The following is a 23,867-nucleotide window of genomic DNA, read 5'->3' as shown; positions in this document are numbered from 1 at the left end:
ATCTGTTACCGACGGCCACGCAAGCACCCGTTCCCCGCGAGGATAATCGATGTTCCGCCAGCGCTTCCTGATCGCCCTCACTCTTGCCCCGCTCGCGTTGCCGGCGGTGGTCGCTCCCGCCGCTGCGCAGCAGCAGTCCGAAGGCTATAAATTCCTTCAGGCGGTCGACAAGGAGGATGGCAAGGTTGTCACCACCATGATCGAGACGCCCGGCAGCACGATCATCAACACCAAGCAGGTGACCGGCGGCAAGGGCGCGCTCCACCTGTTGGTGTCGCATTCCAACTCGCTGTTCTTCCAGTATCTGCTGCAGAAGGGCGCCGATCCCAACCTTCGCGACAGTGCCGGCAACACCCCGCTGCTGCTCGCCGCTCAAGCCGGCCGCGAGGATCTGGTGCAGCTGTTGCTGACCTACAAGGCCAACATCAACCTTGCCAATTCCTCCGGCCAGACGCCGCTGATCGTCGCGGTCAACAACCGTGACGCGGCGGTGACGCGGCTGCTGCTCGACAAGGGCGCCGATCCTGACCAGACCGACAATCTCGCCGGCCTGTCGGCACGCGCCTATGCCACCCGCGACAGTCGCAATCCGGTGATCTCGGCGCTGTTTGCAGACCTGCCGAAGAAGGCCAAGCGTCAGGTCTCCGGGCCGAAGTTCTAGGCCGACCTAGATCGCCAGCGCGTCGGGATCGGTGAGTCCCACCACCCGGCGGGCGGCGCGGCGGGCAAAGGCAAGCGTGCAGCGTTTGCGGACATGGGCGGCGAGCGGCACGGTGTGCGCCTCGCGCAGGATCGCGGCATCGTAGCGATCGGCGACGATCACCCCGGTACGCTCGGGCAGAAAAGCGGCGCCATCAAGCGGCGTGGTGTCGAAGCCGGCCGGCACCGCCCAAAAATAGCGGTCGCAATGGGCGAGATAGTCGGGCCATTTGCCATCGCCGAGCAGATCGGCGCGCGACACCTTGATCTCGACGATGACGAGCTGGCCACGCGCATCGAGCGCCATCAGATCGGCACGGCGGCCGCCTTCCAGCGGCACCTCGGCAATCGCGGTGATATCGTGTCGGAGCAACATCCGCGTTACCCCGCGGGCGACATCGGCTGCGCACAGCAGCGGATTGTCCCCCTCCAAACAAGAAGCCGGCGCCACGTCTAGCATGGCGCCGGCATAGAACATTCAGCGAACAGGGCAAGCCCGCTCGTGAGCGATCAGCGATAGAAAACGTGGTTGCCGATCGCGGCGATCTTGACGACGCTGCCGCCAGGGCGACGGTTCGGGGTGTTGAAGTACAACGCCTTGGGGGCGGGGCTGTCCCACGCCGCCGCGAGCGCAACCTTGGCGACGGCGATCGCGGTGCGATAGCTGGCGCGCTGCTGATCGATGCTGGGAATCTGGCCGCCGCGCACGAAGCTGAACTGGCCGCGCTGGGTGACTACCGAGCAGACGTCCTTGGGGAAGCGGCCCGACTTGGAGCGGTTGATGATCACATTGGCGACCGCGAGCTGGCCGGCGAGCGGCTCACCCTTGGATTCGAAATAGACCGCGCCGGCGAGGCAGCGGACGGCGTCGTCGGCATCGTCCGCCTGCTGGGCGGCGACGGCATCAGCGAGGGTGTGGAAATCGTCGGCCTCGGCCACGGCCGGCTCGACCACAGCGTCCTGCGGCGTGACGCTCGCATCGGGCTGGGGAACAACGGCGGGAGTGAGGGTGTTATTGTCGGGCAGGATCGCTGCAGGAACGATCGAAGCAACGGCGCTCGGAGCGGTGATCGCGGTGCGATCGAGGTCCGAAGCCTTGCTGGGCGAGCTGGTGCCAATGAGCCCGGCCAAAGAAAAGGTCATCACCGCAATCGTTGCGGCGCGCTGCAAAACGGTCATCTACTTGATCATTATGCGGTTGGACCACGGACCCGATCGCCAGGCGATCGTCCGGGCATCCCCCCGACTGCGTCACCGACCCGGATCGCACCCAGGCAACGGCACAACGCTTATTCAACGTGCGTTCACCCTTTGCGGGGCAGCCTTGGGGTGTCAATCGACGAGGATTGTTTCAGCGGCGAACCGTTCGGCGTCTGCGATGTCCAGTTCAATTACCCACAAATCGGGGTCGCGCGACCGGCGCCGGCGCCAGTAATCTTCCATGCCTTGTGTGGAGTCGCGCGGCGTGGAGTCGATGAGCACCACCCGGCCATCCGGGCCGAACCCGCGTTCGATCGCGCGAGGCGGGCCGTAGCGGTCGTCGAGCAGGATCAGGATCGCGCCGCCCTGGGCATCGCCCGTTGCTCTGACCACGGCGAGGCCGCCGGCATCGTTGACCCGGCGCAGCAGCGCCGACACCAGCATGCCGCTCGGCAGCCGATCGCTCACGGCGCGCGATAGCCCGGCAAACCGGACAGGGTGATCTGCGAGCGCATGAAGGTGCCGGTGCCGCGCGCCGCTTCCTCGCCCTCGGCATCGATCAGCCGCGCATCGGCGACGAACACCCGGCGCTTGCCGCTGATCCAACGGCCCTCGGCGATCACCGGGCCGGCCTTGAGCGGCCGCGTCAGCAGCAGGTTGAACGCGGTGGTGAGCAGGAAACGATCGGTGACCAGGCTGTTGGCCGCGTAGAAGGCGGCATCATCGAGCATCTTGAAATAGCTGGTGCCATGCACCGCGCCGGCGGCGTGGAAATGACGCTCGTCGAGCTGGAAATGGATGCGCGCCATGCCCGCCGACATGATCTCGAGCCGCGACTCGAACAACCGGTTGATCGGAGCGGCGGCATAGAGCGATTCGAGCGCGCGGAAATGCGCTGTAGCGCCGTCACCGGCGGCAGCAACGACGGAATCAGGCGGCATCGCGCGCCGCATCGGCCGAGAACAGCGCGTAGAGCGCGTCGGGCGAGCCTGCCCCGCGCAGCTTGGCGAGGAACGGCCGATCGCGCATCCGCCGCGACACCCGGGCGAGCGCCTTGAGATGATCGGCGCCGGCCGCGGTCGGCGACAGCAGCATGAACACGAGATCGACGGGAAGATCGTCCACCGCGTCGAATTCGATCGGCTGGGCGAGGCGGACGAACACGCCTGCAACCGCGCCCTGGCCATCGAGCTTGGCGTGGGGAATGGCGACGCCGCCGCCGAAGCCGGTGGAGCCGAGCTTCTCGCGCGCGGCGAGCCGCTCGGCGACCAGCTTGGGGTCAGCCCCGAGCGTCTCGGCCGCGGTGGCGGCGAGTTGCTGGAACAGGTTCTTTTTGTTGGCCGCGGCGACGTCCTTGAGCACCCCCTCGGGTCGCAGCAGATCGCTTAAATCGTGCATTCGTCACTCGCGAGAGACCCGCCGGGCTCCTCGCGAGTCCGGCGGGCAGAAGGATCAGCTGGCGCTGGGCATGCGTTGCGGCTCCACCCAGCCGATGGTGCCGTCGCCGCGGCGATAGACCATATTGTAGGTGCCCGTCCCCGAATTCTTGAACAACAAGGCGGCGGTGTTGCGCAGATCGAGCATCATCACCGCATCCGAGACGCTGGCATCGGGAATGTCGACGCGCGTTTCGGCAATGATCAGCGGGGCGTCGCCCACGTCCTCCTCGGTGACCTGCTCCTGGAACAGCGTGTAGCCGGCATTGTCGTAGCCGATGCTCTCGGCCATCTCGATCGCCTGATCGGCGTTGCGATCCTTGAGGCGGCGCATGTAGCGGCGCAGCTGCTTTTCGATCTTGTCGGCGGCGCCGTCGAACGCGAGATGCGCGTCCTGCGCCTCGTGATGCCCCTTGAGCACCAGGCCCTTCATGACATGGGCGACGATATCGCATTTGAAACCGACATCATGCGGGCCCTTGCCGAAGGTGGCTTCGGCAGAGATGGTCCGACTGAAATACTTGTCGGCGATACCCTGAAGCCGGTCGCTCACATGATCCTTGAGCGCGTCGCCGGGTGCGACCTGATGACCAGAGATCCGGATATCCATTTCATTCTCCTTGGCTTTGGGCGGCACCTATTGGCCTCGCCCAGATGGCGTTATCCGAACGCCTCGACCCCCCACAGTGGATCCTCCAACTTCGAAACAAATGCCGCATGCGCTGCCCGTTCCGCGGCAGACGGAGCGAAAACGCGCGGTGGACGGACGCGGCTTGGCGCCCGCTGACTGGTCTGAAGGGCGTTCGCCACCACCCGATCGCTGACCAGACCGAGCCCGATCTGGCGGCCGCCCATCAGCTCGACATAGACCTGGGCAAGTAATTGGGCGTCGAGCAGCGCGCCGTGGAGCACGCGATGGCTGCGATCGACACCGAACCGCGAGCACAAGGCATCGAGGCTGTGCTTGGCGCCGGGATGGCGGGTGCGGGCGATCTGCAGCGTGTCGACGAAGCGGGTCTTCATGCAGATCGGATCGCGGCCGCAGCGGGCCAGCTCTCCGTTGAGGAAAGCGAAGTCGAAGCTGGCATTGTGCGCGATCAGCGGCGCATCGCCGAGGAACTCGATCAGCTCGTGGACGGCATCGGCGAACAACGGCTTGTCCGCGAGGAACGCCTCGGACAGGCCGTGCACCGCGAACGCCTCCTGCGGCATGCCACGCTCGGGGTGGTAATAGGCGTGGAAGGTGACGCCGGTCTCGCAGCGGTTGACCATCTCGACGCAGCCGATCTCGACCAGTCGGTCGCCGCCGGGGAAGCTGAGGCCGGTGGTTTCGGTGTCGAAGACGATCTCGCGCATCCAGCCTCTATCCGCCTGCCGCCGGGGTTAGGCAAGCGATCAGGCGGCGTACCGCATCGCGGGTCTCGTCGAGCGGGACGTCGGTGGCGACCACCCAGTCGGCGCGGGCGCGCTTGTCGGCATCGGGCAGCTGGCGGGCGAGGATGGCGGCAAACTTGGCCTCGGTCATGCCGGGGCGGGCGAGGACGCGCGCGCGCTGGACCCCGGCGGCGGCCGAGACCACGGCGACCGTGTCGACCAGGCGATCGCCGCCGGTCTCGAACAGGAGCGGGATGTCGAACACCACCAGCGCCGCCGTGGCATGGGCGGCGAGGAAGGCGGCGCGCGCCTGGGCGACGGCGGGGTGGACGATGGCCTCGAGCCGCGCCATCGCGGCATCGTCGGCGAGCACCCGGGCGGCGAGGGCAGGGCGATCGACGCCGGCCGGGCCAGTGGTGCCGGGGAAGGCCGCCTCGATTGCGGCGACGACGCGGCCGCCCGGGCCTTGGAGGCGGTGGACCGCGGCGTCGGCGTCGAACACCGGCAAGCCCTCGGCCGCGATCATCCCCGCCACCGTCGATTTGCCCATGCCGATCGAGCCGGTGAGGCCGAGGACGACTGGACGGGTCATGCCACCAGCAGGTCGCGCAGCTCGTCGTCGCGGTCGCGCGGGGGTTCGGCGCCGAAGAACAGCTCGAAGGCGAGCGCGGCCTGGCCGACCAGCATCTCGAGGCCATCCACCGTCTCGAGATCGCGGGCGCGCGCCGCGGCGAGCAGGGGGGTCTCCAAGGGCGCGTAGACGATGTCGTAGACCAGGCTATCTTCGCTAAGTTCGCGCATATCGATGTCGAGCGGGGGCTGGCCGACCATGCCGAGCGTGCTGGCATTGACCAACAGCGCCGAGGGCGGGACCACCGGGGTGAGCGGCAGGGCCTGGCCCTTGAGCCCGAACGCCGACAACAAAGCCATCGCTTTCAATGGGTTACGGTTCATCACCGTGACCGGACCGACGCCGAGGCGAGACAAAGCGAAGAGGATCGCGCGCGCGGCGCCGCCGGCGCCGATCACCGTCACCGGCTTGCCCGCCCAATCGAACCCGGCGATCGGCGCGTAGAAGCCACCGGCATCGGTGTTGGTGCCGACCAGCGCGCCATCCTCGGCGCGGATCACAGTGTTGATCGCGCCGATGCTGGCGCGGACGTCACCGCGATCCTCGACGGAATCGAGCGCGGCGATCTTGTGGGGGACGGTGATGTTGCAGCCGCGCCAGGCGGGATCGTCGCGCCGCGCGGCGAAATAGGCCGGCAGCTCGTCGGCGGTGACATGGGTCTTGCGATACTCGGCATCGATGCCGAGCGCGTCGAGCCAGAAGCCGTGAATCAGCGGCGACTTGGACTGGGCGATCGGATCGCCGATCACCTCGGCATAAGGCCGGGCGGAGAGGGTGGTCATGACGGGATCACTTCGCGAAGACGGAGATAATCGAGGACGTTGAGCAATGGCAGGCCGAGCACGGTGAACTGGCTGCCGTCGATGCGGGTGAACAGCTGCGCGCCCGGGCCCTCGATGCGGAAACAGCCGACGCAACCCGCGATCGCAGGCCATTCGGCATCGAGATAGGTCTGGATGAAGGTCGGCGACAGCGGACGGACGTGAAGCTTGGCGGCCTCGACATGGCGCCAGACCGCGGCGCCGCCCTCGGCGATCACCGCGGCGCTCCACAGCTCGACGCGGGTGCCGCTCATCCGCGCGAGATGGTCGGCGGCCTGGTCGCGGCTCTCGGGCTTGTCGAGCAGGGTGCCGTCGGCGAGGGCGACGATGCTGTCGCTGCCGAGCACCAGCGCCTGCGGCGCGCGCGCGGAGACCTTGAGCGCCTTCAGCTCGGCGAGCGCGTCGGCGAGATCGCGCGGGCGGAGGCCGGCGAGGCTGTGCTTGGCGGCCTCCTCGTCGACGCCGGCGGCGACCGCGTCGAACGGCACCCCGGCGGCGGTGAGCATGGCGCGGCGCGAGGCGCTTTGCGAGGCGAGGATGAAGGAGAGGATCATGCGACTACCGTTGCCCGGTCATCGCGGAGAGCCCAGACGATAGGGGAGAGGGATATCTGGCGAACTCGGCTCATGCGCCGGCGAGCTCGCTGCGGCGCTGGTTGGCGAGCGCGGTGATCGCCGCGGCGGTTTCCTCGATCGAGCGGCGGGTGACATCGATCACGGGCCAGCCATTGTCGGCAAACATCCGGCGGGCGAAGGCGATCTCACGGGTGACGGCCTCCTGCTCGACATAAGGGGTGTCGGGCTGCTGGTTGAGCGACAGCAGCCGGTTGCGGCGGACCTGGATCAGCCGATCGGCGCTGGTGGTGAGGCCGACGACCAGCGGCTTTTTGAGCGTGAACAGCACCGGCGGCGGCGGGCTTTCGACCACGATCGGGATGTTCGCGGTCTTCCAGCCGCGGTTGGCGAGATAGATGGAGGTCGGCGTCTTGGACGAGCGCGACACGCCGGCAAGGACGATATCGGCCTCTTCCCAATCCTCGGACGCGATGCCGTCGTCATGGGCGATGGTCCATTGGATCGCATCGACCCGCGCGAAATAGGCAGCGTCGAGGACGTGCTGGCGGCCTGGCCGCGCCTTGGCCTGCTGACCGAGCAGCCCCGACAAGGCATCGTTGACGGTATCGAGCGGGGCGACCGAGGGCAGGCCGAGCGCGGCGCAGCGCTGCTCGAGGATGCGCCGGTTGGCGGTGTTGACGAGCGTGAAGATCACCAGCCCGGGGTTCTGCGCGATCTCCTGGAGGATGCGCTCGAGATGCGCCTCGGTGCGCACCATCGGCCAGAAATGGCGGACCGTCTCAACGTCGTCATATTGGGCGAGCGCGGCCTTGGCGATGTTCTCCAACGTCTCACCGGTCGAATCCGAGAGCAAGTGCAGATGGAGCCGCATCATCGCCGCCTGTCCGGCGCCGCGACCGCCTGGCTGGACCGTTCTGTGGATAACATGCGGAGAAGGGCTAGCGTAACTCGGCTCCCCCGCCAAGCGACCGAGACGGCGTTGATAACTGCCCTTCTATCCACAATCCCGCGCACAGCCCGCGCATTCATCCACAGCCTGTGGATAACGGGGATAGCGAATCCCGAATCGGAGGGGTTCCGCCGCTCCTTGCCGGTCAAGCTGTTGGTGATTACGGGACGAATGACTTTACCCCGGCATCCACGTGCCAATCACTACAACATCCTCTTTTGAATCTTCTTTATATAGGAAGAAGGGCGCTGACCGACCGTCTCTCCACACCCGTTGCCGGCCCGCTTGTCGCCCCCCTTGTCGCTGACAAAGAAGGGGGCGATCAGGGCGTGCCCGTGGCGCCGCTGCTCGCGACGCTGAAGGGCCAGCGCCAGGCGGTGCCGCCGCTGTGGCTGATGCGGCAGGCCGGTCGCTACCTGCCCGAGTATCGCGCGCTCCGGGCAGAGAAGGGCGGCTTCCTCGCGCTTGCCACCGATCCCGCCGCGGCCGCCGAGGTGACGCTGCAGCCGATCCGCCGCTTCGGTTTCGACGGCGCGATCCTGTTCTCCGACATCCTGATGGTACCCTGGGCGTTGGGCCAGGATCTGAGCTTCGGGGTGGGCGAGGGGCCGCGGCTGGAGCCGGCGCTGGCCGGGCTCGAGGTGGATCATGCCCTGGAAGCCCTTCAGCGCGTCCCTGAGCGGCTCGAGCCGGTCTATGCGACCGTGGCGCAGGTGGCGGCGCATTTGGCCCCACAGACCACCTTCCTGGGCTTTGCCGGATCGCCGTGGACGGTCGCCACCTATATGGTCGCGGGTAGGGGATCGAAGGACCAGGGCGAGACCCGGCGCTACGCCTATCGCGACCCCGGCGCGTTCGCCGCGATCATCGCCGCGATCGTCGAGCTGACGATCGAGTATCTCGCGCGCCAGATCGAGGCGGGCGTGCAGGCGGTGCAATTGTTCGACAGCTGGGCGGGGAGCCTTTCGCCTGCGCAGTTCGAACGCTGGGTGATCGCGCCCAATGCGGCGATCGTCGCCGGGCTGCGCGCGCGCTGCCCGGGAGCGTGCATCATCGGTTTTCCCAAGGGCGCGGGCGGCAAGCTGCCGGCTTATGCGCGCGAGACCGGGGTCGACGCGCTGGGGCTCGACGAGACGGTGGACCCGGTGTGGGCAAACGACATGCTGCCGACCGGCATGCCGGTGCAGGGCAATCTCGACCCGCTGGCGCTGATCGCCGGTGGCGCTGCGCTCGACGAGGCGATCGACCGGATCCTCGCCGCCTTCCCCGAGCGGCCGCACGTGTTCAACCTTGGCCATGGCATCTTGCCGGATACGCCGATCGCGCATGTCGAGGCGTTGATCGCGCGGGTACGCGGCGAGACGATGGGCGGAGCAGGGAGCAAATGGTGATGGAATGGCTGGCGGGCGCCTATCTGTGGATCGTCGCGGCGCATGTGATCTTCGTGATTTTCTGGATGGCGGGGCTGTTCATGCTGCCGCGCTACCTGGTTTATCACCAGGAGGCGCTGGCCGCCGGCCGCGCCGACGAGGCGACCCTGTGGGTGGAGCGCGAGACCAAGATCCGCTCGATCATCCTCACCCCGGCAATGATCGTGGTCTGGGTGCTGGGGCTGACGCTCGCCACCGTCGGCCATCATTGGCAGGAGGGCTGGCTTCACGCCAAGCTGCTCTTCGTGCTGCTGCTGTCGGGCTATCACGGCTGGGCGGTGGGCTATGCCAAGAAGCTCGCGCGCGGCGCGCCGACGCTCGATGGACGGAAGCTGCGGATGCTCAACGAGGTGCCGGCGCTGATGGTGACGCTGATCGTGGTGCTGGTGTTCGTGAAGCCGTTCTGATGAGTGGGTGCGGTAGACACCTCTCCCACCCCCGGCGGTCATGCTGACCTTGGTTCAGCATCCATGGCCGAACGCCGCCCGGCGGACGCGCGGTGATGACGGGCCATGGATCCTGAAACGAGTTCAGGATGACGCAGGGGAGAAGGAAGCGGTTCCTCTCGTAACCGCTTGACGAAGCCGGCCGGGCTACTTACCTCCTGAATACGCGTAGAGCGGCGTCCTGCCGTTCCGCGTTCCTCTCCAGCTTATTGTCGCTGCGTTCCTTCGCCGACCAAGCTTACCCTCCCCCGACTATCCGCATCCGGAAATATCCATGCATCTTAAAGACTTAAAGAAAAAGACGCCCGCCGAACTGGTGAGCATGGCCGAAGAACTGGGGGTGGAGAGTGCGTCCACGCTCCGCAAGCAGGACCTGCTGTTCGCGATCCTCAAGGTCCAGGCCGAGAATGGCGACCAGATCTTCGGGCTCGGCACCATCGAGGTGCTGACCGACGGCTTCGGCTTCCTGCGCAGCCCCGAGGCCAATTACCTCGCCGGCCCCGACGACATCTATGTCTCGCCCAACCAGGTCCGCAAGCACGGCCTGCGCACCGGCGACACGGTGGAAGCCGAGATCCGCGGGCCCAAGGATGGCGAGCGCTATTTCGCGCTGACCAAGCTGGTCTCGGTCAATTTCGACGATCCCGACGCGGTGCGCCACCGGGTCAATTTCGACAATCTCACCCCGCTCTATCCCGAGCAGAAGCTCACCCTCGATCCGTTCGACCCGACCCAGAAGGACAAGTCGGCGCGGGTGATCGACATCATCTCGCCGCAGGGCAAGGGCCAGCGCACGCTGATCGTGGCGCCGCCGCGGGTGGGCAAGACGGTGATGCTGCAGAACATCGCCAAGGCGATCACCGACAATCACCCCGAGGTGTTCCTGATCGTGCTGCTGATCGACGAGCGGCCCGAGGAAGTCACCGACATGCAGCGCTCGGTGAAGGGCGAGGTCGTCTCCTCGACCTTCGACGAGCCGGCGACCCGCCACGTCGCGGTCGCCGAGATGGTGATCGAGAAAGCCAAGCGCCTCGTCGAGCACAAGAAGGACGTGGTGATCCTGCTCGATTCGATCACCCGCCTCGGCCGCGCCTACAACACCGTGGTGCCGTCGTCGGGCAAGGTGCTGACCGGTGGTGTCGATGCCAATGCGCTGCAGCGGCCGAAGCGCTTCTTCGGCGCCGCGCGCAACATCGAGGAAGGCGGCTCGCTCTCGATCATCGCCACCGCGCTGATCGATACCGGCAGCCGCATGGACGAGGTGATCTTCGAGGAGTTCAAGGGCACCGGTAACTCGGAAATCGTGCTCGACCGCAAGGTCGCCGACAAGCGCGTGTTCCCAGCGCTCGACGTCGGCAAGAGCGGCACCCGCAAGGAGGAGCTGCTGGTCGAGAAGGACAAGCTCTCCAAGATGTGGGTGCTGCGCCGCATCCTCATGCAGATGGGCACGATCGATTCGATGGAGTTCCTGCTCGACAAGATGAAGAACTCGAAGACCAACGAGGATTTCTTCGATTCCATGAACCAGTAAGGCACCGGCCGGCGCGGGTCGCCAGCCGTGTGACGAATGATGAACGGGGCAGCGGCCTCGTGATGACGGCGTGGGCGTTGCTCGCGCCGTTGTTGTATGGAACGACCATCGAAGGGGCGTGGCGTCGCCCCTGACTGCCGGGAGCAACGCTTTTGACCATCCTCACCATGCTCGCCGCGGCCGCGGCGACCGTTAGCGGGCCGGGCTCGCCCGCCGAAATCTGGCAGCATATCGTCAGCGACTTTTCCAACCTCACCGATCCTGCCGCGCTCGCCGCGTTCGGCTCGGTGCTGATGATCGATCTCGTCCTCGCCGGCGACAATGCGATCGTCGTCGGCGCGCTGGCGGCGGGTCTGCCCGCCGAGCAGCGCAAGAAGGTGATCCTGATCGGCATCGGCGCGGCGCTGGTGCTGCGGATCTTCTTCGCGCTGATCGTCACCTGGCTGATGGGCATCGTCGGGCTGATCTTCGCCGGCGGGTTACTGCTGCTGTGGGTGAGCTGGAAGTTCTGGCGCGAGATCCGCGCCGGCGCGCACAGCCCGGGATCGGACGAGATCGCCGGCGACGAGCATACCGGGGTGACGGCGGCGCGCAGCCTCGCCGGCGCCGCCTGGGCGGTAACGATCGCCGATGTGTCGATGAGCCTCGACAACGTCCTCGCCGTCGCCGGCGCAGCGCGCGAGCATCCCGGCATCCTCGTGGTCGGGCTGCTGCTGTCGGTGGCGCTGATGGGGGTGGCGGCGAACTTCATCGCCCGGATCATCGATCGCCATCGCTGGATCGCCTATATCGGCCTCGCCGTGATCCTCTTCGTCGCGGGTAAGATGGTCTATGAAGGCTGGAACGGGACCGGGCAGACGCTGGGGATCGTCAGCCTGTTCGGCTGACCTGCCGCTCTTGCTGGAGCCGATGACGGCCCGCTCTCCCGCCAGGGGAGGGCGGGCCGTTTGCGTTGCGGTGGCTCGCCGCGATGGGTGGGGCTATGCGGCGGCGACCGCGGTGGGAGTGATGAGACGATGGACACGATCTTTGCGGTATCGAGCGGCCGGCCGCCAGCGGGGATCGCGGTGATCCGGATCAGCGGGGCCGGCGCGATCGCCGCGGCGATGCGGCTGGCGGGGAGCGTGCCGGCGCCGCGGGTCGCGGGGCTGCGGGCGCTGCGTGACCACGCGGGTGGCCTGCTCGATCGCGCGCTGGTGCTGGTGTTTCCCGGGCCAGCCACCGCCACCGGCGAGGATCTCGCCGAGCTGCACTGCCATGGCGGCCAGGCGGTGGTCGCGGCGGTCGAGCGGGCGCTCGCGGCGCTGCCGGGGTTGCGGCGCGCTGACCCGGGCGAGTTCACCCGGCGCGCGCTGATCAACGGCCGGATCGATCTTGCCGAGGCCGAGGGGCTCGCCGACCTGCTCGGCGCCGAGACCGAGCGGCAGCGGCTCGCGGCGCTGAGCGCGGCCGAGGGGGTGGTCAGCCAGCAGGTGCGCGCGTGGATGGTCCGGCTGGCGATGCTCGGCGCCGCGGTCGAGGCCGAGCTCGACTTTGCCGATGAGGATGATGTCGCGACCGGCGGTGGCGATCGGCTTGGCGAGGTCAGGCGCGGGATGGCGATGCTGGCGGCAGAAATTGCGGCGGTGCTCGACAACCCGCCGGTCGAGCGGCTGCGCGATGGCATCCGCGTGGTGCTCGGCGGGCCGCCCAACAGCGGCAAGTCGACGCTGATCAATGCGCTCAGCCAGCGCGACGTCGCGATCGTGTCGCCGATCGCGGGGACGACGCGCGACCGGGTCGAGGCGGCGGTGACGCGCGGCGGGCTTGCCTATGTGCTGACCGATACTGCCGGGCTGACCGACACGGAGGATCGCATCGAGGCGATCGGAGTGGAGCGTGCCGAGGCGGCGATCGCGGCGGCGGACGTGCTGCTGTGGCTCGGCGACGACGCGCCACCGCGCGAGGCGGTCTGGGTCCATGCCCGGGCGGATCAGCCGGGTCGCGCGGCGCTGCCGCCGGGTCGGGCAATCTCGGTGGCGGCAGGCCGCGTCGCGGAGGTCGAGCGGCTTTGGGAGCTGATCGAGGCAGCGGCGGCGGGGTTGCTGCCGCGGGTCGATGCGATTGTGCTGCACCAGCGGCAGCGCGCCGCCGCGGCGGTGGCGGTCGCGCAGTTGCAGGAGGGAGCGGCGGATGCGCTGATCATGGCCGAGCAGCTGCGGGCGAGCCGGGTGGCGCTGGGGACAATCCTTGGGCTGGATGCGACCGACACCATGCTCGATGCGCTGTTTGGACGGTTCTGCATCGGCAAATGATGTTCCACGTGAAACATGCTCCGCTGGTGTTTCACGTGAAACAATTTTGACCGCATCGGCCACAGGCGATAGGCGGCGATCATGTATGACGTGATAGTCGTCGGTGGAGGGCATGCCGGCACCGAAGCCGCCGCGGCGGCGGCACGCCGCGGCGCGACCACCCTGCTGCTCAGCTTCGACCGCGCCAAAATCGGGGCGATGTCGTGCAACCCGGCGATCGGTGGGCTGGGCAAGGGACATATCGTTCGCGAAGTCGACGCGTTCGACGGGCTGATCGGCCGGGCGGCCGATGCCGCGGCGATCCATTATCGCATGCTCAACCGCTCCAAGGGGGCGGCGGTGCAGGGCCCGCGGGTACAGGCGGATCGTCGCCATTATGCCGCGGCGATCCAGCGGCTGCTGGGCGAGCTGCCGACGCTGACGATCGGCGAAGGTGAGGCGGAAGCGCTGGTGATCGACCGCGGCCGGGTAACAGGCGTAGTACTCGGCGACGGCAGCCGGATCGCGGCGCGGAGCGTGGTGCTGGCGACCGGCACCTTCCTGGGCGCCAAGCTGTTCCGTGGCGACGAACGCGACGAGGGCGGGCGCATCGGCGAGCGGCCGGCAACGCAATTGGCCAGCCAACTTCGGGCGCTCGAGCTGCCGATGGCGCGGCTCAAGACCGGGACACCGCCGCGGCTGGATGGCCGCACGATCGACTGGGCACGGCTCGCCGAGCAGCCATCCGACCCCGAGCCCTGGACGATGTCGCCGCTCACCGCCGCCCGGCCTCTGCCGAGCATCGCTTGCGCGATCACCCGCACCACCCAGGCAACACATGATGTGATCCGCGCCGGTCTCGACCGATCGCCGCTGTTCAGCGGCGCGATCGGCGCGCCGGGGCCGCGTTACTGCCCGTCGATCGAGGACAAGGTCCATCGCTTCGGTGACCGTGACGGTCACCAGATCTTCCTCGAACCCGAAGGGCTGAACGACCCGCTGATCTATCCCAACGGCCTGTCGACCTCGCTGCCGACCGACGTCCAGCAGGCGATGGTGGCAAGCATCGAGGGGCTGGAGCGGGCGGTGATCGCGGTCCCGGGCTATGCGGTCGAGTATGACTATCTCGACCCCCGCGCGCTGGATGCGACCATGGCGCTGCAGGCGCTGCCAGGGCTGTATTGCGCCGGGCAGCTCAACGGCACCACCGGTTATGAGGAAGCCGCAGGGCAGGGGCTTGTGGCGGGGCTCAACGCGGCCGCTCATGCCTGTGATCTGGCACCGGTGATCCTCGATCGGGCATCGAGCTATATCGGGGTGATGATCGACGACCTGGTGCTCCAGGGGGTGACCGAGCCCTATCGGATGCTCACCGCGCGCGCCGAATATCGGCTGTCGCTGCGCGCCGACAATGCCGAGACCCGGCTGGGGCCGATTGCCGCTGCGGCAGGATGTCTCGGCGCCAAGCGGCTTGCGCATCAGCAGCGTCGAAGCGACGGCTTGAAGGCCGTCCGTGCCGGGCTGGAGCATTCGCTGACCGCCTCCATCATCGCCGCACGCGGCGGGGTGGTGACGCAGGACGGCAGCCGCCGCACCGCCTTCGAGTGGTTGCGGACCAGCGGCATCGGCTTCGATCAGGTTGCGCCCGAGGGCGAGCATGACTGGCCGGCCGCGCTGATCGACGAGGTGGTCGAGGACGCGCGCTATGCGCCGTATCTCGAGCGCCAGGCGGAGGAGGTGGCGAAGATGCGTCGCGACGAGGCGGTGCCGCTGCCGTCGGATCTGCGGTTCGCGTCGGTGCCGGGGCTGTCGGCAGAGATGATCGACCGGCTGTCGATCGCGCGGCCGGGATCACTGGCGGCGGCGTCGCGGGTGCGCGGCATCACCCCTGCGGCGCTGTCGGCGATCTATCTCTATACCCAGCGCAAGGCGGCGGCATGACCGAACAGGAGGCTCGCCAGTGGATCGTCGATCAGCATGGCGCCGAACGCGCGGAGCGGGTCGAACGATTTCTGGCCATGGTCGCGCAGGAAAATGAACATCAGAATCTGATCGCGCCATCGACGGTGGCGACGATCTGGCAACGCCACGCCTTGGATTCAGCGCAGCTGCTCGCGCTGGCCCGTACAGGCGCCAAGAGCTGGATCGATGTCGGCACGGGAGGTGGCTTCCCCGGCATGATCGTCGCGCTTCTGTTTGACGGCAAGGTCGCGCTGGTCGAACCCCGGCGGCGGCGAGCCGACTTTCTCGAACGGGCGGCCGATGCCTGCGCGCTCACCAATGTCGCTGTCTATGCGGCAAAGATCGAGCAGGTCGACGCGATCGCCGACATGATCTCGGCACGGGCGGTGGCATCCGTCGAAAAGCTTTTGCAAGCGACCGCGCATTGCGCCACACCGACGACGCGATGGATCTTGCCGCGGGGCCGGCTGGATCCTGATCAGCTGAACAGCTTGAGATGCAACCGCCGCATGATGTTTCACGTGGAACACAGCCTGACGGATCCGGCCTCATCGATCCTGGTCGTGGAGAAGAAGCGATGACGTGCATTGCCGTAGCGAACCAGAAGGGCGGGGTTGGCAAGACCACCAGCGCGATCAATCTCGGCACCGCGCTTGCGGCGACCGGCAAGAGGGTCCTGCTGATCGACCTCGACCCGCAGGGCAATGCCTCGACGGGGCTAGGCATCGGCCACAACCAGCGCCAGCAATCGAGCTATCACGTGCTGCTCGGCGAGGCCGAGGTCGACGATGCGGTGATGCAGACCAAGGTGCCGCGGCTCGATCTACTGCCGGCGACGCAGGACCTGTCCGGCGCGGAGATCGAACTGGTCGAGTTCGAGGCGCGTACCCACCGCCTCGATCATGCGATCGCGCGGTCGACGGGCACCTGGGACATCATCCTGATCGATTGCCCGCCGTCGTTGGGATTGTTGACGATCAACGCGATGGTCGCCGCCAATGCACTGCTGGTGCCGCTGCAATGCGAGTTCTTTGCGCTCGAGGGCTTGTCGCAGCTGCTGACCACGGTGGAGCGGATCCGCGAGCGGTTCAATCCGGGGCTGGCGATCCTCGGCGTGGCCCTGACCATGTATGATCGTCGCAACCGGCTGACCGACCAGGTGTCTGCCGATGTTCGCGCCGTGCTCGGCCAAGTGGTGTTCGAGACGGTGATCCCGCGCAACGTGCGCCTGTCCGAAGCGCCGAGCCATGGCCTGCCGGCGTTGATCTACGATTATCGCTGCTCGGGCTCGCAAGCCTATATCGATCTGGCGCGCGAGCTCATCCAGCGCCTGCCGCAGCAGACCGCGGTGGCGGCATGACCGACGCCAAGCGTGGGGGCCGCCCCGGCGGCCTGGGCCGTGGCCTTAGCGCGCTGCTCGGCGACATGACCGCCGAGGCGCCGATCGCGCCGGGCGCGGCCAAGCCGCCAGGCGTGCGGATGCTGCCGGTCAGTGCGCTGTCGCCGCATCCCGGCCAGCCGCGCCGCCACTTCGACGAGGCCTTACTCGACGAGCTCGCCGCCTCGATCGCGGCGCGCGGGTTGATCCAGCCGATCGTGGTGCGGCCGCACGGCCACGACTATCAGATCGTCGCCGGCGAACGCCGCTGGCGCGCGGCGCAGCGGGCGCGGCTGCACGAGGTGCCGGTGGTCGTCCGCGACTTCAACGATACCGAGACGCTTGAGATCGCGCTGATCGAGAACATTCAGCGCCAGGACCTCAACGCGATCGAAGAGGCGCAGGCCTATCAACGGCTGGCGGGTGATTACGGCCATACCCAGGAAGCGCTGGCCAAGATCGTCCACAAGTCGCGCAGCCATGTCGCTAACCTATTGAGATTGCTAGAACTTCCCGACGGTGTTCAGGCACTGGTGACCGATGGCTCACTGTCGATGGGCCATGCCCGGGCGCTGCTAGGTGCGCGTGATGTCGAGGTGCTGGCGGGCCAGGTGGTGCGCAAGGGCCTGTCGGTGCGCGACACCGAGAAGCTCGCGCGCGGCGCCAAGCCCGAGCGCAGCGGTGGCCGGCCGCGCAATCCGCCACCCGCTGCCGATCCGGACATTGCGGCGCTGGAAACGCAATTGTCGGACCTGCTCGGGCTCAACGTGCGGGTGAGCCATGGCGCCAATGGCGCGGGCGTGCTGACGCTGGCCTATTCGACGCTCGACCAGCTCGACATGGTCTGCCAGCGACTGACCGGGGATAACATCTGAGGCTGGGCGGCCGGGCTGTTGTTCAGCGTAATGCCGACGTTGACTTCCGCCGGCATTCGGACTGGTTCAGCATCCGCGACCTGAGAGCGTCGGATCAGGCGGGACCGTTTGGCCATGGATGCTGAAACAAGTTCAGCATGACGGCGGTGGAGATGGCGTCAGCCGCGGCGTTCGACGCTGCGGGTGAGCTCGGCGATGGCATGATCGGCGAGCACGGTGCCGGCATTGGCGCTGGCCATCACCGCGCGCTCGGCGTGGCGGACGCGGGCGAGCGCGGTGGCGAGCATCGGCGCGCTCCAGCGGCGCAGCGCCTGGCCGGTTGCAGCCTCTTCGCGAAAGAACACGCGGTGGCGCTTGAGCACGCCGTCCAGCGCGTCGCCACGATCGAGATCGGCGCGCATCTCGGCCAGCGACATCAGCCGACGGGCGAGCTGACGCAGCCAGGGGATGGGCGAGGTACCGGCCTCGGCGAAGCGGCCGAGTTCGGCCCCGAGCATCGCGGTGCGGCCGGCGATCACCGCGTCGATCAACGGGCCGAGTTCGGTGTCGCCCAGATCGGCGCCGACCGCGTCGAGTGCAGCGGGATCGAGATCCTGGGGGCGATCGGGCGCGGCATCGAGATAGAGCGCGAGCTTCTCGATCTCGCGGGTCAGCACCGCGCGGTCACCCGCGGCCGAGGCGGCGAGCCGCTGCGCGGTATCGGCGAGCGGGCGCAGGCCGTGGTCGCGCGCGATGGCGACCGCGAGCTTCTCGAGATCGGCGGCGCTCGGTTCAAAGCAGGCAAAGGCCATCGCCCGCGGCGACTCGAGCGCGAGCTTGACGATCTTGGCGGTGGATTTCACCGTCGGCGCGAGCGCAACCACCGGGTTGCCGGCCTGGCTGGCGGCGAGCAGCGTGGAGAAGGCCTCGAGGCATTCCTCACCCGCGGGCGAGACGCGGATGAAGCGCGCGCCGCCGAACAGCGACAGCGAGCCGGCCTCGTCGGTGAGGCGGGCGGGGTCATTCTTGAGCTGAGCGCCGTCGAGATCGATCCGCTCTGCGTCGGCGCCCATCGCGGTGCCGAGGCGGGCGGCGAGTTCGGCGGCGGCGGAGGCGTCGGGGCCGTGGAGGAGGTAGAGCCGGTAATCGGGGGAGGGACGCTCCATCGCGGCACGAATATCGCGCGCATTGGCCTTCATCGCCTCACCCCTGCGCGTTCATGGCTGTACCGGAGCCGCCGGCGATGGCTGGACCGGCGCTGCTGACGACGGCTGGGCCGCCTTGGCGCGGCTACGGGCGTAGGTGGCGAGGCGGGCGATGATCTGGTCGGCAACGATGCCCGACAGCCGCTCCAGCGCCGTATTTTCGGCGGCGATGGTGGCATATTCTGACTGGACGACGTCGATCCCGGCATCGGAGCCGGCGGTGGCGTCGAGCAGCACGGTGCCGTCGGTGAGATCGACCAGCTGGTAGCGCGCCTTCAGCGAACGCCGCTCGCGGGTGACGCTGTCGTCGCGGCGGACGCCGAGCCCGGCGATCTCGTCCTGGAGGCGCACGTCGAGCCGGTATTGCGCGGTGCCGCTCGCCGACAGGCGATCGCGCAGCGCGTTGCTCATCAGCCAGCCGGACTTGCCCTCGATCGGGGCGACCTCGATCTGGGTCAGCGCGTTCGCCACCGGGCCGCTGCCGCCACCGGCGTAGAGCGGGTGAAGGCCGCAGCCGGGGAGCAGCAACAGCAGCGCGGCGGGAGCGAGCAGGGTGGCGAGGCGGTTCATGCGACGATGTTGACCAGCCGGCCGGGAACCACAATCACCTTCTTGGGCGGCTTGCCATCGAGCAGACGGACGACCTTGTCGCTGGCAAGCGCGGCGGCTTCGAGCGCCTCGCGCGAGGTCTCCGCCGGCAGCACCAAGGTGTCGCGGAGCTTGCCGTTGACCTGCACCGCGATGGTCGCCTCGTCGGCGACGAGCAGCGCCGGATTGACCTCGGGCCAGGCGGCGTCGGCGATCAGCCCGTCGAAGCCCTTGGCGGCCCAGGCCTCCTCGGCGACGTGCGGCACCATCGGCGCGACCAGCAGCATGAGATCGCGGATCGCGGTGGTGCGCGACTGGCTGGGCTGCGCCCGCTCGATCGCGGTGCACAGCTCGTAGAGCTTGGCGACCGCCTTGTTGAAGGCGAGCGCCTCAATGTCGAGGCCGATGCCGTGGATGGTCTGGTGGAGCTTGCGATCGAGCGCCGCGTCCTGGCCCTCGCCGGCGGTGTCGCCGTCGAACAGCCGCCACAGCCGCTGGACGAAGCGCCAGGCGCCCTCGATGCCCGATTCGGACCAGGGCAGGTCGCGTTCAGGCGGCGAATCCGACAGCATGAACCAGCGCGTTGCGTCCGCACCATATTGGTCGACGATCGGTTCGGGATCGACGGTGTTCTTCTTGGACTTGGACATCTTCTCGACGCGGCCGACCGCGACCGGCTTGCCGCTGGCGATCTCGAGCCCGTCGCGGACGTCGTCGGGGCTGAGCCAGCGATTGTCCCAGCTCTTGTAGGTCTCGTGGGTGACCATGCCCTGGGTGAACAGCCCGGTGAACGGCTCGGCGATGTCGAGGGCGCCGATGTGCTTTAAGGCGCGGGTCCAGAAGCGCGCGTAGAGCAGGTGAAGGATCGCATGCTCGACCCCGCCGATATATTGGCCGACTGGCAGCCAGCTCTCCGCGGTGGCGCGATCGAACGGCTTATCCTTGGGCTGGCTGGCGAAGCGGATGAAATACCAGGAGGAGTCCGCGAAGGTATCGAGCGTGTCGGTTTCGCGTACCGCCTCCCCGTGGCACGACGGGCAGGCGACGTGCTTCCAGGTCGGGTGGCGATCGAGCGGGTTGCCGGGGATGGCGAAGCTGACGTCGTCGGGCAGCACCACCGGCAGCTGGTCGGCGGGCACCGGCACCGCGCCGCACGCCTGACAGTGGATGATCGGGATCGGCGTGCCCCAATAGCGCTGGCGGCTGACGCCCCAGTCGCGCAGGCGGAACACGGTGGAGCCCTTGCCCCAGCCGCCAGCCTCGGCGCGGGCGATCACCGCGCGCTTGGCATCCTCGATGTCGAGGCCGTCGAGGAACTGCGAATTGACCAAGGCGCCGGCGCCCGAATAGGCCTCGTTGCCCGCGAACACGGGATCGGTGAGATCGCCGTCGGCGACGACGCGATGGACCTGCAGATCGTATTTGCGTGCGAAATCGAGATCGCGCTGGTCGTGCGCGGGGACGCCCATGACGGCACCGGTGCCATAGTCCATCAGCACGAAATTGGCGATGTAGATCGGCAACCGACAGGTTGCGTCAAACGGATGGGTGGCGGTGAGGCCGGTATCGAAGCCGAGCTTTTCCTGCGTCTCGAGCTCGGCGGCGGTGGTGCCGCCCTGCTTGCAGCGCTCGATGAACGCGGCAACCGCGGGGTTGCCGTTGAGGCTTTGTGCGATCGGGTGATCGGCAGCGACGGCGACGAAGCTCGCGCCGAAGATCGTGTCGGGCCGGGTGGAGAAGACCTCGACGGTGTCGCCGGTGGAGGTGGCGAAGCCGAAGGTCAGCCCCTGGCTCTTGCCGATCCAGTTCTCCTGCATCAGCTTGACCTTGTCGGGCCAGTGCTCGAGCTTGCCGAGGCCGGCGAGCAGCTCGTCGGCGAAGTCGGTGATCTTGAGGAACCACTGGGAGAGCTTGCGCTTCTCGACCAGCGCGCCCGAACGCCAGCCGCGGCCGTCGATGACCTGCTCGTTGGCGAGCACGGTCATGTCGACCGGGTCCCAATTGACCGACGATTCCTTGCGATAGACGAGGCCCGCGGCGAACATCTGCAGGAACAGCGCCTGTTCGTGGCCGTAATAATCGGGTTCGCAGGTCGCGAGCTCGCGCGACCAGTCTAGCGCGAAGCCGAGCCGCTTCAACTGCGCCTTCATCGTCGCAATGTTGGCGCGGGTCCAGGTGCCCGGATGGACGCCCTTTTCCATCGCCGCATTCTCGGCGGGCATGCCGAACGCGTCCCACCCCATCGGGTGGAGCACCTCATGGCCGCGCATCCGCCGGAAGCGCGCGAGCACGTCGCCCATCGTATAGTTGCGGACGTGGCCCATGTGGATGCGCCCCGACGGATAGGGGAACATCTCGAGCACGTAGCTCTGCGGCTTACCGCTGTGATCCTTGGCGGCAAAGGTCTGGCGATCGTCCCAGACCTTCTGCCAGGCCGAGTCCGCCTTCAGCGCGTTGAAACGCGATGCCATGGTGGTGATTACCCCGCGATCGAGGCGCGGCGCAGATCGCGGGCCTTGGTGAGGATGATATCCTCGAGCTTCTGGATGGTCGCGGCCTGAACCGGCGCGGCGACCCACTGGCCGCCCTGGTTAACCTGGCGCAGCGCCGCGACGCGGACCGCGTCGGCGCGCAGATCCTGGTCGAGGATCGACACGGTGACCTTCATCCGCTCGGTTGGCGACTGCGGGTTGATATACCAATCGGTGACGATCACGCCGCCGTTGGAATCGGTCTGGACCAGCGGCATGAACGACAGCGTGTCAAGCGTCGCGCGCCACAGATAGGCGTTGACGCCGATCGTGGTGACCTTGGAGGCGGCGAGATCGGTCTTGGCGGTGCCATCGCGGCCGCCGCAAGCGGCGAGCGGCAGGGCAATGGCGGCGACCATGAGGGCGGTGCGCAACGGGCGGATCATGGGCGTGTGGTCCTGCGAGAGAAAGCTGCCGTTGCTCTATAGTGACGCCGCACTGCCCGCAAGCAGCGCTTGGGTAAGACCAATATGTGTGCAGATTGCCACAGTCGGACAAAATCCCGCATTCCCCCCATGTTGTAGCTGGTTGGCGCGGGGCGATTCCATGGTAGGCGCGTTGCTGCCGGAATCGAGAGAGGGACTGGTTGTGTTCGCTACGCGTGCGATGGTCGGGATGGTTGCTGGGGCGCTTGTCGCTACCGCTGCCCTCGTCGCGCCCGCGTTCGGCCGGGTCGAGCAGCCGGGCACCGTCCGCCGCGCGCCGAGCGCGTCGCCGGCGCGGTTCACCGGGTCGTTCACGCCCTCCGCCGCCGATCCCCGGCTCGCCGCCTTGCTCGCCAAGGGTGGCCTCGACGCCGACGGCTTCCGCTTCACCCCCGCCGAATCGAGCCGCGACAAGCGCGCGGTGACGGTGGCGGTCCGGGCCCGGTCGAGCCGCACCGCGCTGGCCTCGGCCGACAACGTCCGCGCCGCGCCGACCCAGGCGCCGACCGTCGGCATCGCGCCGATCGCCTACAACCTTGGCGTGTCGGTGGGCTGGAAGCGGTTCGCGGTGTCGGGCAACGTCAACCGCCTTGATCTCGGCCCGCAGCCGGGCAGCCGCGAGTCGGCCGATGTCGCGGTCACCTATCGCGCCGGCCGCGCCAGCAGCCGCCTCGCCGCGACCACCGATCGTCCGCTGACGGGCGCCAACCGGCTGGTCGAGGATACGCCGAGCTATTCGGTTGACATGTCCAGCTCCTATTCGCTGACGCGCAACCTCAACGTGACCGCGGGCGTGCGCTATCGCTCGGATCGCGAGCGGATCGCACGGCTGGATGATGATCGCCGCGACAGCCAGTCGGTATATCTCGGGACGGCGTTCCGCTTCTGAGTGGGCGCGGTGGCTCGAGCCGCCGGATGATGATCCACATTTCCATGTCCTGCCGTCATGCTGAACTTGTTTCAGCATCCATGGCCGACATGCCCCCCGGGCCTGCCGTTCGTGCGGATCATGGATCCTGAAAAGAGTTCAGGATGACGAGATCTAGGGGATGTCGGCACATCCTCTCACGGCGTCAGCGCGTCGACCCCCGCCCAGCCGGTGAAGCCGAGATGACGCAGCCGGCGCCAGCGGCGGGCGTCCATGCCGCCGAGTGCAATAATTTCGACGCCGAGGCCGCGGGCGACCGTAGCGGCCTTGCCTGGGCCGAGCGCGGGGGCGTCGGGGTGCGAGCGGGTCGGGTAAATCGGTGAGACGAATAGATAGCGGGCGCCGGCACGGGCGGCGGCGATCGCCTCGCGGCGGTCGTGCGCGGCGGCGGTGAAGGGAGTGCGGCCGCCGTGTTGCGCGCCCCACAGCCCGACCGCACTCACCGTCAGCCGGCGAGCCTGGGCGATCCGGCGGATGCGCCGCAGCAGCGCCCGGCGCTCGGCCGCGGGCAGGCTGCGGTGGCGGACCACCACGCCGCTGCCCGGCGGCAGCCGGCGCAACGCGATCCATAAGCGCTCGCCCATCCGCTCGTCGGTCATCAGCCAAGGGTTCCGATCAGCCACCGCGACGC

At 68.0% G+C, this 23,867-nt stretch carries 27 protein-coding genes; 11 read left to right on the top strand and 16 right to left on the bottom strand.

What is annotated here, in order from left to right; all coding sequences use genetic code 11:
- The first annotated feature begins 49 nt into the window (after positions 1-49).
- A complete protein-coding gene (locus AC07M8_RS05000) occupies positions 50-661 on the top strand; it encodes an ankyrin repeat domain-containing protein (RefSeq protein WP_495173291.1) in 612 nt (203 codons plus the stop codon).
- Positions 662-667: 6 nt separating this feature from the next.
- Here the strand turns inward: AC07M8_RS05000 and AC07M8_RS04995 are convergent, their stop codons facing one another.
- The 11 genes from AC07M8_RS04995 to AC07M8_RS04945 all read right to left on the bottom strand — a co-directional run bounded on the left by AC07M8_RS04995 (position 668) and on the right by AC07M8_RS04945 (position 7,610).
- The gene (locus AC07M8_RS04995; RefSeq protein WP_495173290.1) at positions 668-1,159 is read right to left on the bottom strand and encodes an MmcB family DNA repair protein; all 492 of its coding nucleotides are present in this window, start codon (positions 1,157-1,159) and stop codon (positions 668-670) included.
- Between the two features lie 50 nt (positions 1,160-1,209).
- Positions 1,210-1,878 (bottom strand): cell wall hydrolase, encoded by a 669-nt coding sequence (locus tag AC07M8_RS04990; RefSeq protein ID WP_495173289.1) that lies wholly within the window; start codon positions 1,876-1,878, stop codon positions 1,210-1,212.
- A gap of 153 nt (positions 1,879-2,031) precedes the next feature.
- Positions 2,032-2,367, bottom strand: coding sequence for a DUF1491 family protein (locus AC07M8_RS04985; protein WP_495173288.1), 336 nt, complete (start codon positions 2,365-2,367; stop codon positions 2,032-2,034).
- Complete coding sequence (locus AC07M8_RS04980) at positions 2,364-2,840, bottom strand: PaaI family thioesterase (protein WP_495173287.1); 477 nt, start codon at positions 2,838-2,840, stop codon at positions 2,364-2,366. Before AC07M8_RS04980 ends, AC07M8_RS04985 begins: the two co-directional genes overlap by 4 nt.
- Complete coding sequence (locus tag AC07M8_RS04975) at positions 2,830-3,297, bottom strand: PTS sugar transporter subunit IIA (RefSeq protein ID WP_495173286.1); 468 nt, start codon at positions 3,295-3,297, stop codon at positions 2,830-2,832. Before AC07M8_RS04975 ends, AC07M8_RS04980 begins: the two co-directional genes overlap by 11 nt.
- Positions 3,298-3,351: 54 nt before the next feature.
- Positions 3,352-3,945 carry a ribosome hibernation-promoting factor, HPF/YfiA family gene (gene hpf / locus AC07M8_RS04970; protein WP_267394863.1) on the bottom strand — a complete coding sequence of 198 codons (594 nt, stop codon included), beginning with the start codon at positions 3,943-3,945 and terminating at the stop codon, positions 3,352-3,354.
- A gap of 50 nt (positions 3,946-3,995) precedes the next feature.
- Positions 3,996-4,691, bottom strand: coding sequence for a DNA polymerase III subunit epsilon (dnaQ, locus tag AC07M8_RS04965; protein ID WP_495173285.1), 696 nt, complete (start codon positions 4,689-4,691; stop codon positions 3,996-3,998).
- 7 nt (positions 4,692-4,698) lie between these two features.
- The gene (gene coaE, locus AC07M8_RS04960) at positions 4,699-5,301 is read right to left on the bottom strand and encodes a dephospho-CoA kinase (protein ID WP_495173284.1); all 603 of its coding nucleotides are present in this window, start codon (positions 5,299-5,301) and stop codon (positions 4,699-4,701) included.
- Positions 5,298-6,122, bottom strand: a complete 825-nt coding sequence (locus tag AC07M8_RS04955; RefSeq protein ID WP_495173283.1) for a shikimate dehydrogenase family protein — start codon at positions 6,120-6,122, stop codon at positions 5,298-5,300. The genes coaE and AC07M8_RS04955 overlap by 4 nt, the downstream gene beginning before the upstream one ends.
- Positions 6,119-6,715: a Maf family protein gene (locus AC07M8_RS04950; protein WP_495173282.1), complete on the bottom strand. Its 597-nt coding sequence runs from the start codon at positions 6,713-6,715 to the stop codon at positions 6,119-6,121. Before AC07M8_RS04950 ends, AC07M8_RS04955 begins: the two co-directional genes overlap by 4 nt.
- A gap of 70 nt (positions 6,716-6,785) precedes the next feature.
- Entirely contained in the window at positions 6,786-7,610 is an 825-nt protein-coding gene (locus tag AC07M8_RS04945; protein WP_495173281.1) for a pyruvate, water dikinase regulatory protein, read from the bottom strand.
- A gap of 404 nt (positions 7,611-8,014) precedes the next feature.
- On the opposite strand from AC07M8_RS04945, the gene hemE reads away from it, so the two are divergent.
- The 9 genes from hemE to AC07M8_RS04900 all read left to right on the top strand — a co-directional run bounded on the left by hemE (position 8,015) and on the right by AC07M8_RS04900 (position 17,580).
- Entirely contained in the window at positions 8,015-9,076 is a 1,062-nt protein-coding gene (gene hemE / locus AC07M8_RS04940) for a uroporphyrinogen decarboxylase (protein ID WP_495173280.1), read from the top strand.
- Positions 9,076-9,522, top strand: coding sequence for a CopD family protein (locus tag AC07M8_RS04935; RefSeq protein WP_495173279.1), 447 nt, complete (start codon positions 9,076-9,078; stop codon positions 9,520-9,522). Before hemE ends, AC07M8_RS04935 begins: the two co-directional genes overlap by 1 nt.
- Before the next feature lie 313 nt (positions 9,523-9,835).
- Positions 9,836-11,092 (top strand): transcription termination factor Rho, encoded by a 1,257-nt coding sequence (rho, locus tag AC07M8_RS04930; RefSeq protein ID WP_267394855.1) that lies wholly within the window; start codon positions 9,836-9,838, stop codon positions 11,090-11,092.
- A 167-nt stretch (positions 11,093-11,259) separates the two neighbouring features.
- Positions 11,260-11,979: a TerC family protein gene (locus tag AC07M8_RS04925; protein WP_495173768.1), complete on the top strand. Its 720-nt coding sequence runs from the start codon at positions 11,260-11,262 to the stop codon at positions 11,977-11,979.
- A 129-nt stretch (positions 11,980-12,108) separates the two neighbouring features.
- Positions 12,109-13,386, top strand: a complete 1,278-nt coding sequence (gene mnmE, locus AC07M8_RS04920; RefSeq protein ID WP_495173278.1) for a tRNA uridine-5-carboxymethylaminomethyl(34) synthesis GTPase MnmE — start codon at positions 12,109-12,111, stop codon at positions 13,384-13,386.
- A gap of 81 nt (positions 13,387-13,467) precedes the next feature.
- Positions 13,468-15,306 carry a tRNA uridine-5-carboxymethylaminomethyl(34) synthesis enzyme MnmG gene (gene mnmG / locus AC07M8_RS04915; protein WP_495173277.1) on the top strand — a complete coding sequence of 613 codons (1,839 nt, stop codon included), beginning with the start codon at positions 13,468-13,470 and terminating at the stop codon, positions 15,304-15,306.
- Positions 15,303-15,908: a 16S rRNA (guanine(527)-N(7))-methyltransferase RsmG gene (gene rsmG, locus AC07M8_RS04910; protein WP_495173276.1), complete on the top strand. Its 606-nt coding sequence runs from the start codon at positions 15,303-15,305 to the stop codon at positions 15,906-15,908. Before mnmG ends, rsmG begins: the two co-directional genes overlap by 4 nt.
- A complete protein-coding gene (locus tag AC07M8_RS04905; protein WP_267394851.1) occupies positions 15,905-16,687 on the top strand; it encodes a ParA family protein in 783 nt (260 codons plus the stop codon). The genes rsmG and AC07M8_RS04905 overlap by 4 nt, the downstream gene beginning before the upstream one ends.
- On the top strand, positions 16,684-17,580 hold the full coding sequence (locus tag AC07M8_RS04900; protein ID WP_267394850.1) for a ParB/RepB/Spo0J family partition protein: 897 nt from the start codon (positions 16,684-16,686) through the stop codon (positions 17,578-17,580). The genes AC07M8_RS04905 and AC07M8_RS04900 overlap by 4 nt, the downstream gene beginning before the upstream one ends.
- A gap of 158 nt (positions 17,581-17,738) precedes the next feature.
- On the opposite strand, the gene holA is transcribed toward AC07M8_RS04900, so the two are convergent.
- From holA to AC07M8_RS04880, 4 genes are read right to left on the bottom strand one after another with little or no spacing between them, the layout of a single operon-like run.
- Complete coding sequence (holA, locus tag AC07M8_RS04895; protein WP_495173275.1) at positions 17,739-18,758, bottom strand: DNA polymerase III subunit delta; 1,020 nt, start codon at positions 18,756-18,758, stop codon at positions 17,739-17,741.
- Positions 18,759-18,776: 18 nt separating this feature from the next.
- Complete coding sequence (lptE, locus tag AC07M8_RS04890; RefSeq protein WP_495173274.1) at positions 18,777-19,334, bottom strand: LPS assembly lipoprotein LptE; 558 nt, start codon at positions 19,332-19,334, stop codon at positions 18,777-18,779.
- Positions 19,331-21,823 (bottom strand): leucine--tRNA ligase, encoded by a 2,493-nt coding sequence (leuS, locus tag AC07M8_RS04885; protein WP_495173273.1) that lies wholly within the window; start codon positions 21,821-21,823, stop codon positions 19,331-19,333. The genes lptE and leuS overlap by 4 nt, the downstream gene beginning before the upstream one ends.
- Before the next feature lie 8 nt (positions 21,824-21,831).
- Positions 21,832-22,269 carry a DUF3576 domain-containing protein gene (locus tag AC07M8_RS04880; protein WP_495173272.1) on the bottom strand — a complete coding sequence of 146 codons (438 nt, stop codon included), beginning with the start codon at positions 22,267-22,269 and terminating at the stop codon, positions 21,832-21,834.
- Positions 22,270-22,471: 202 nt separating this feature from the next.
- Here AC07M8_RS04880 and AC07M8_RS04875 point away from each other — a divergent pair, with 202 nt between their 5' ends.
- Positions 22,472-23,197, top strand: a complete 726-nt coding sequence (locus AC07M8_RS04875) for a hypothetical protein (protein ID WP_495173271.1) — start codon at positions 22,472-22,474, stop codon at positions 23,195-23,197.
- A 176-nt stretch (positions 23,198-23,373) separates the two neighbouring features.
- Here the strand turns inward: AC07M8_RS04875 and AC07M8_RS04870 are convergent, their stop codons facing one another.
- On the bottom strand, positions 23,374-23,835 hold the full coding sequence (locus AC07M8_RS04870) for a thiamine phosphate synthase (protein WP_495173270.1): 462 nt from the start codon (positions 23,833-23,835) through the stop codon (positions 23,374-23,376).
- Positions 23,836-23,867 lie beyond the last annotated feature (32 nt).

The organism is Sphingomonas sp. GW821-FHT09E03, from assembly GCF_059416225.1.
Note: the sequence above shows the minus strand (reverse complement) of the source record. Positions and strands in the feature narration are given on the sequence as shown.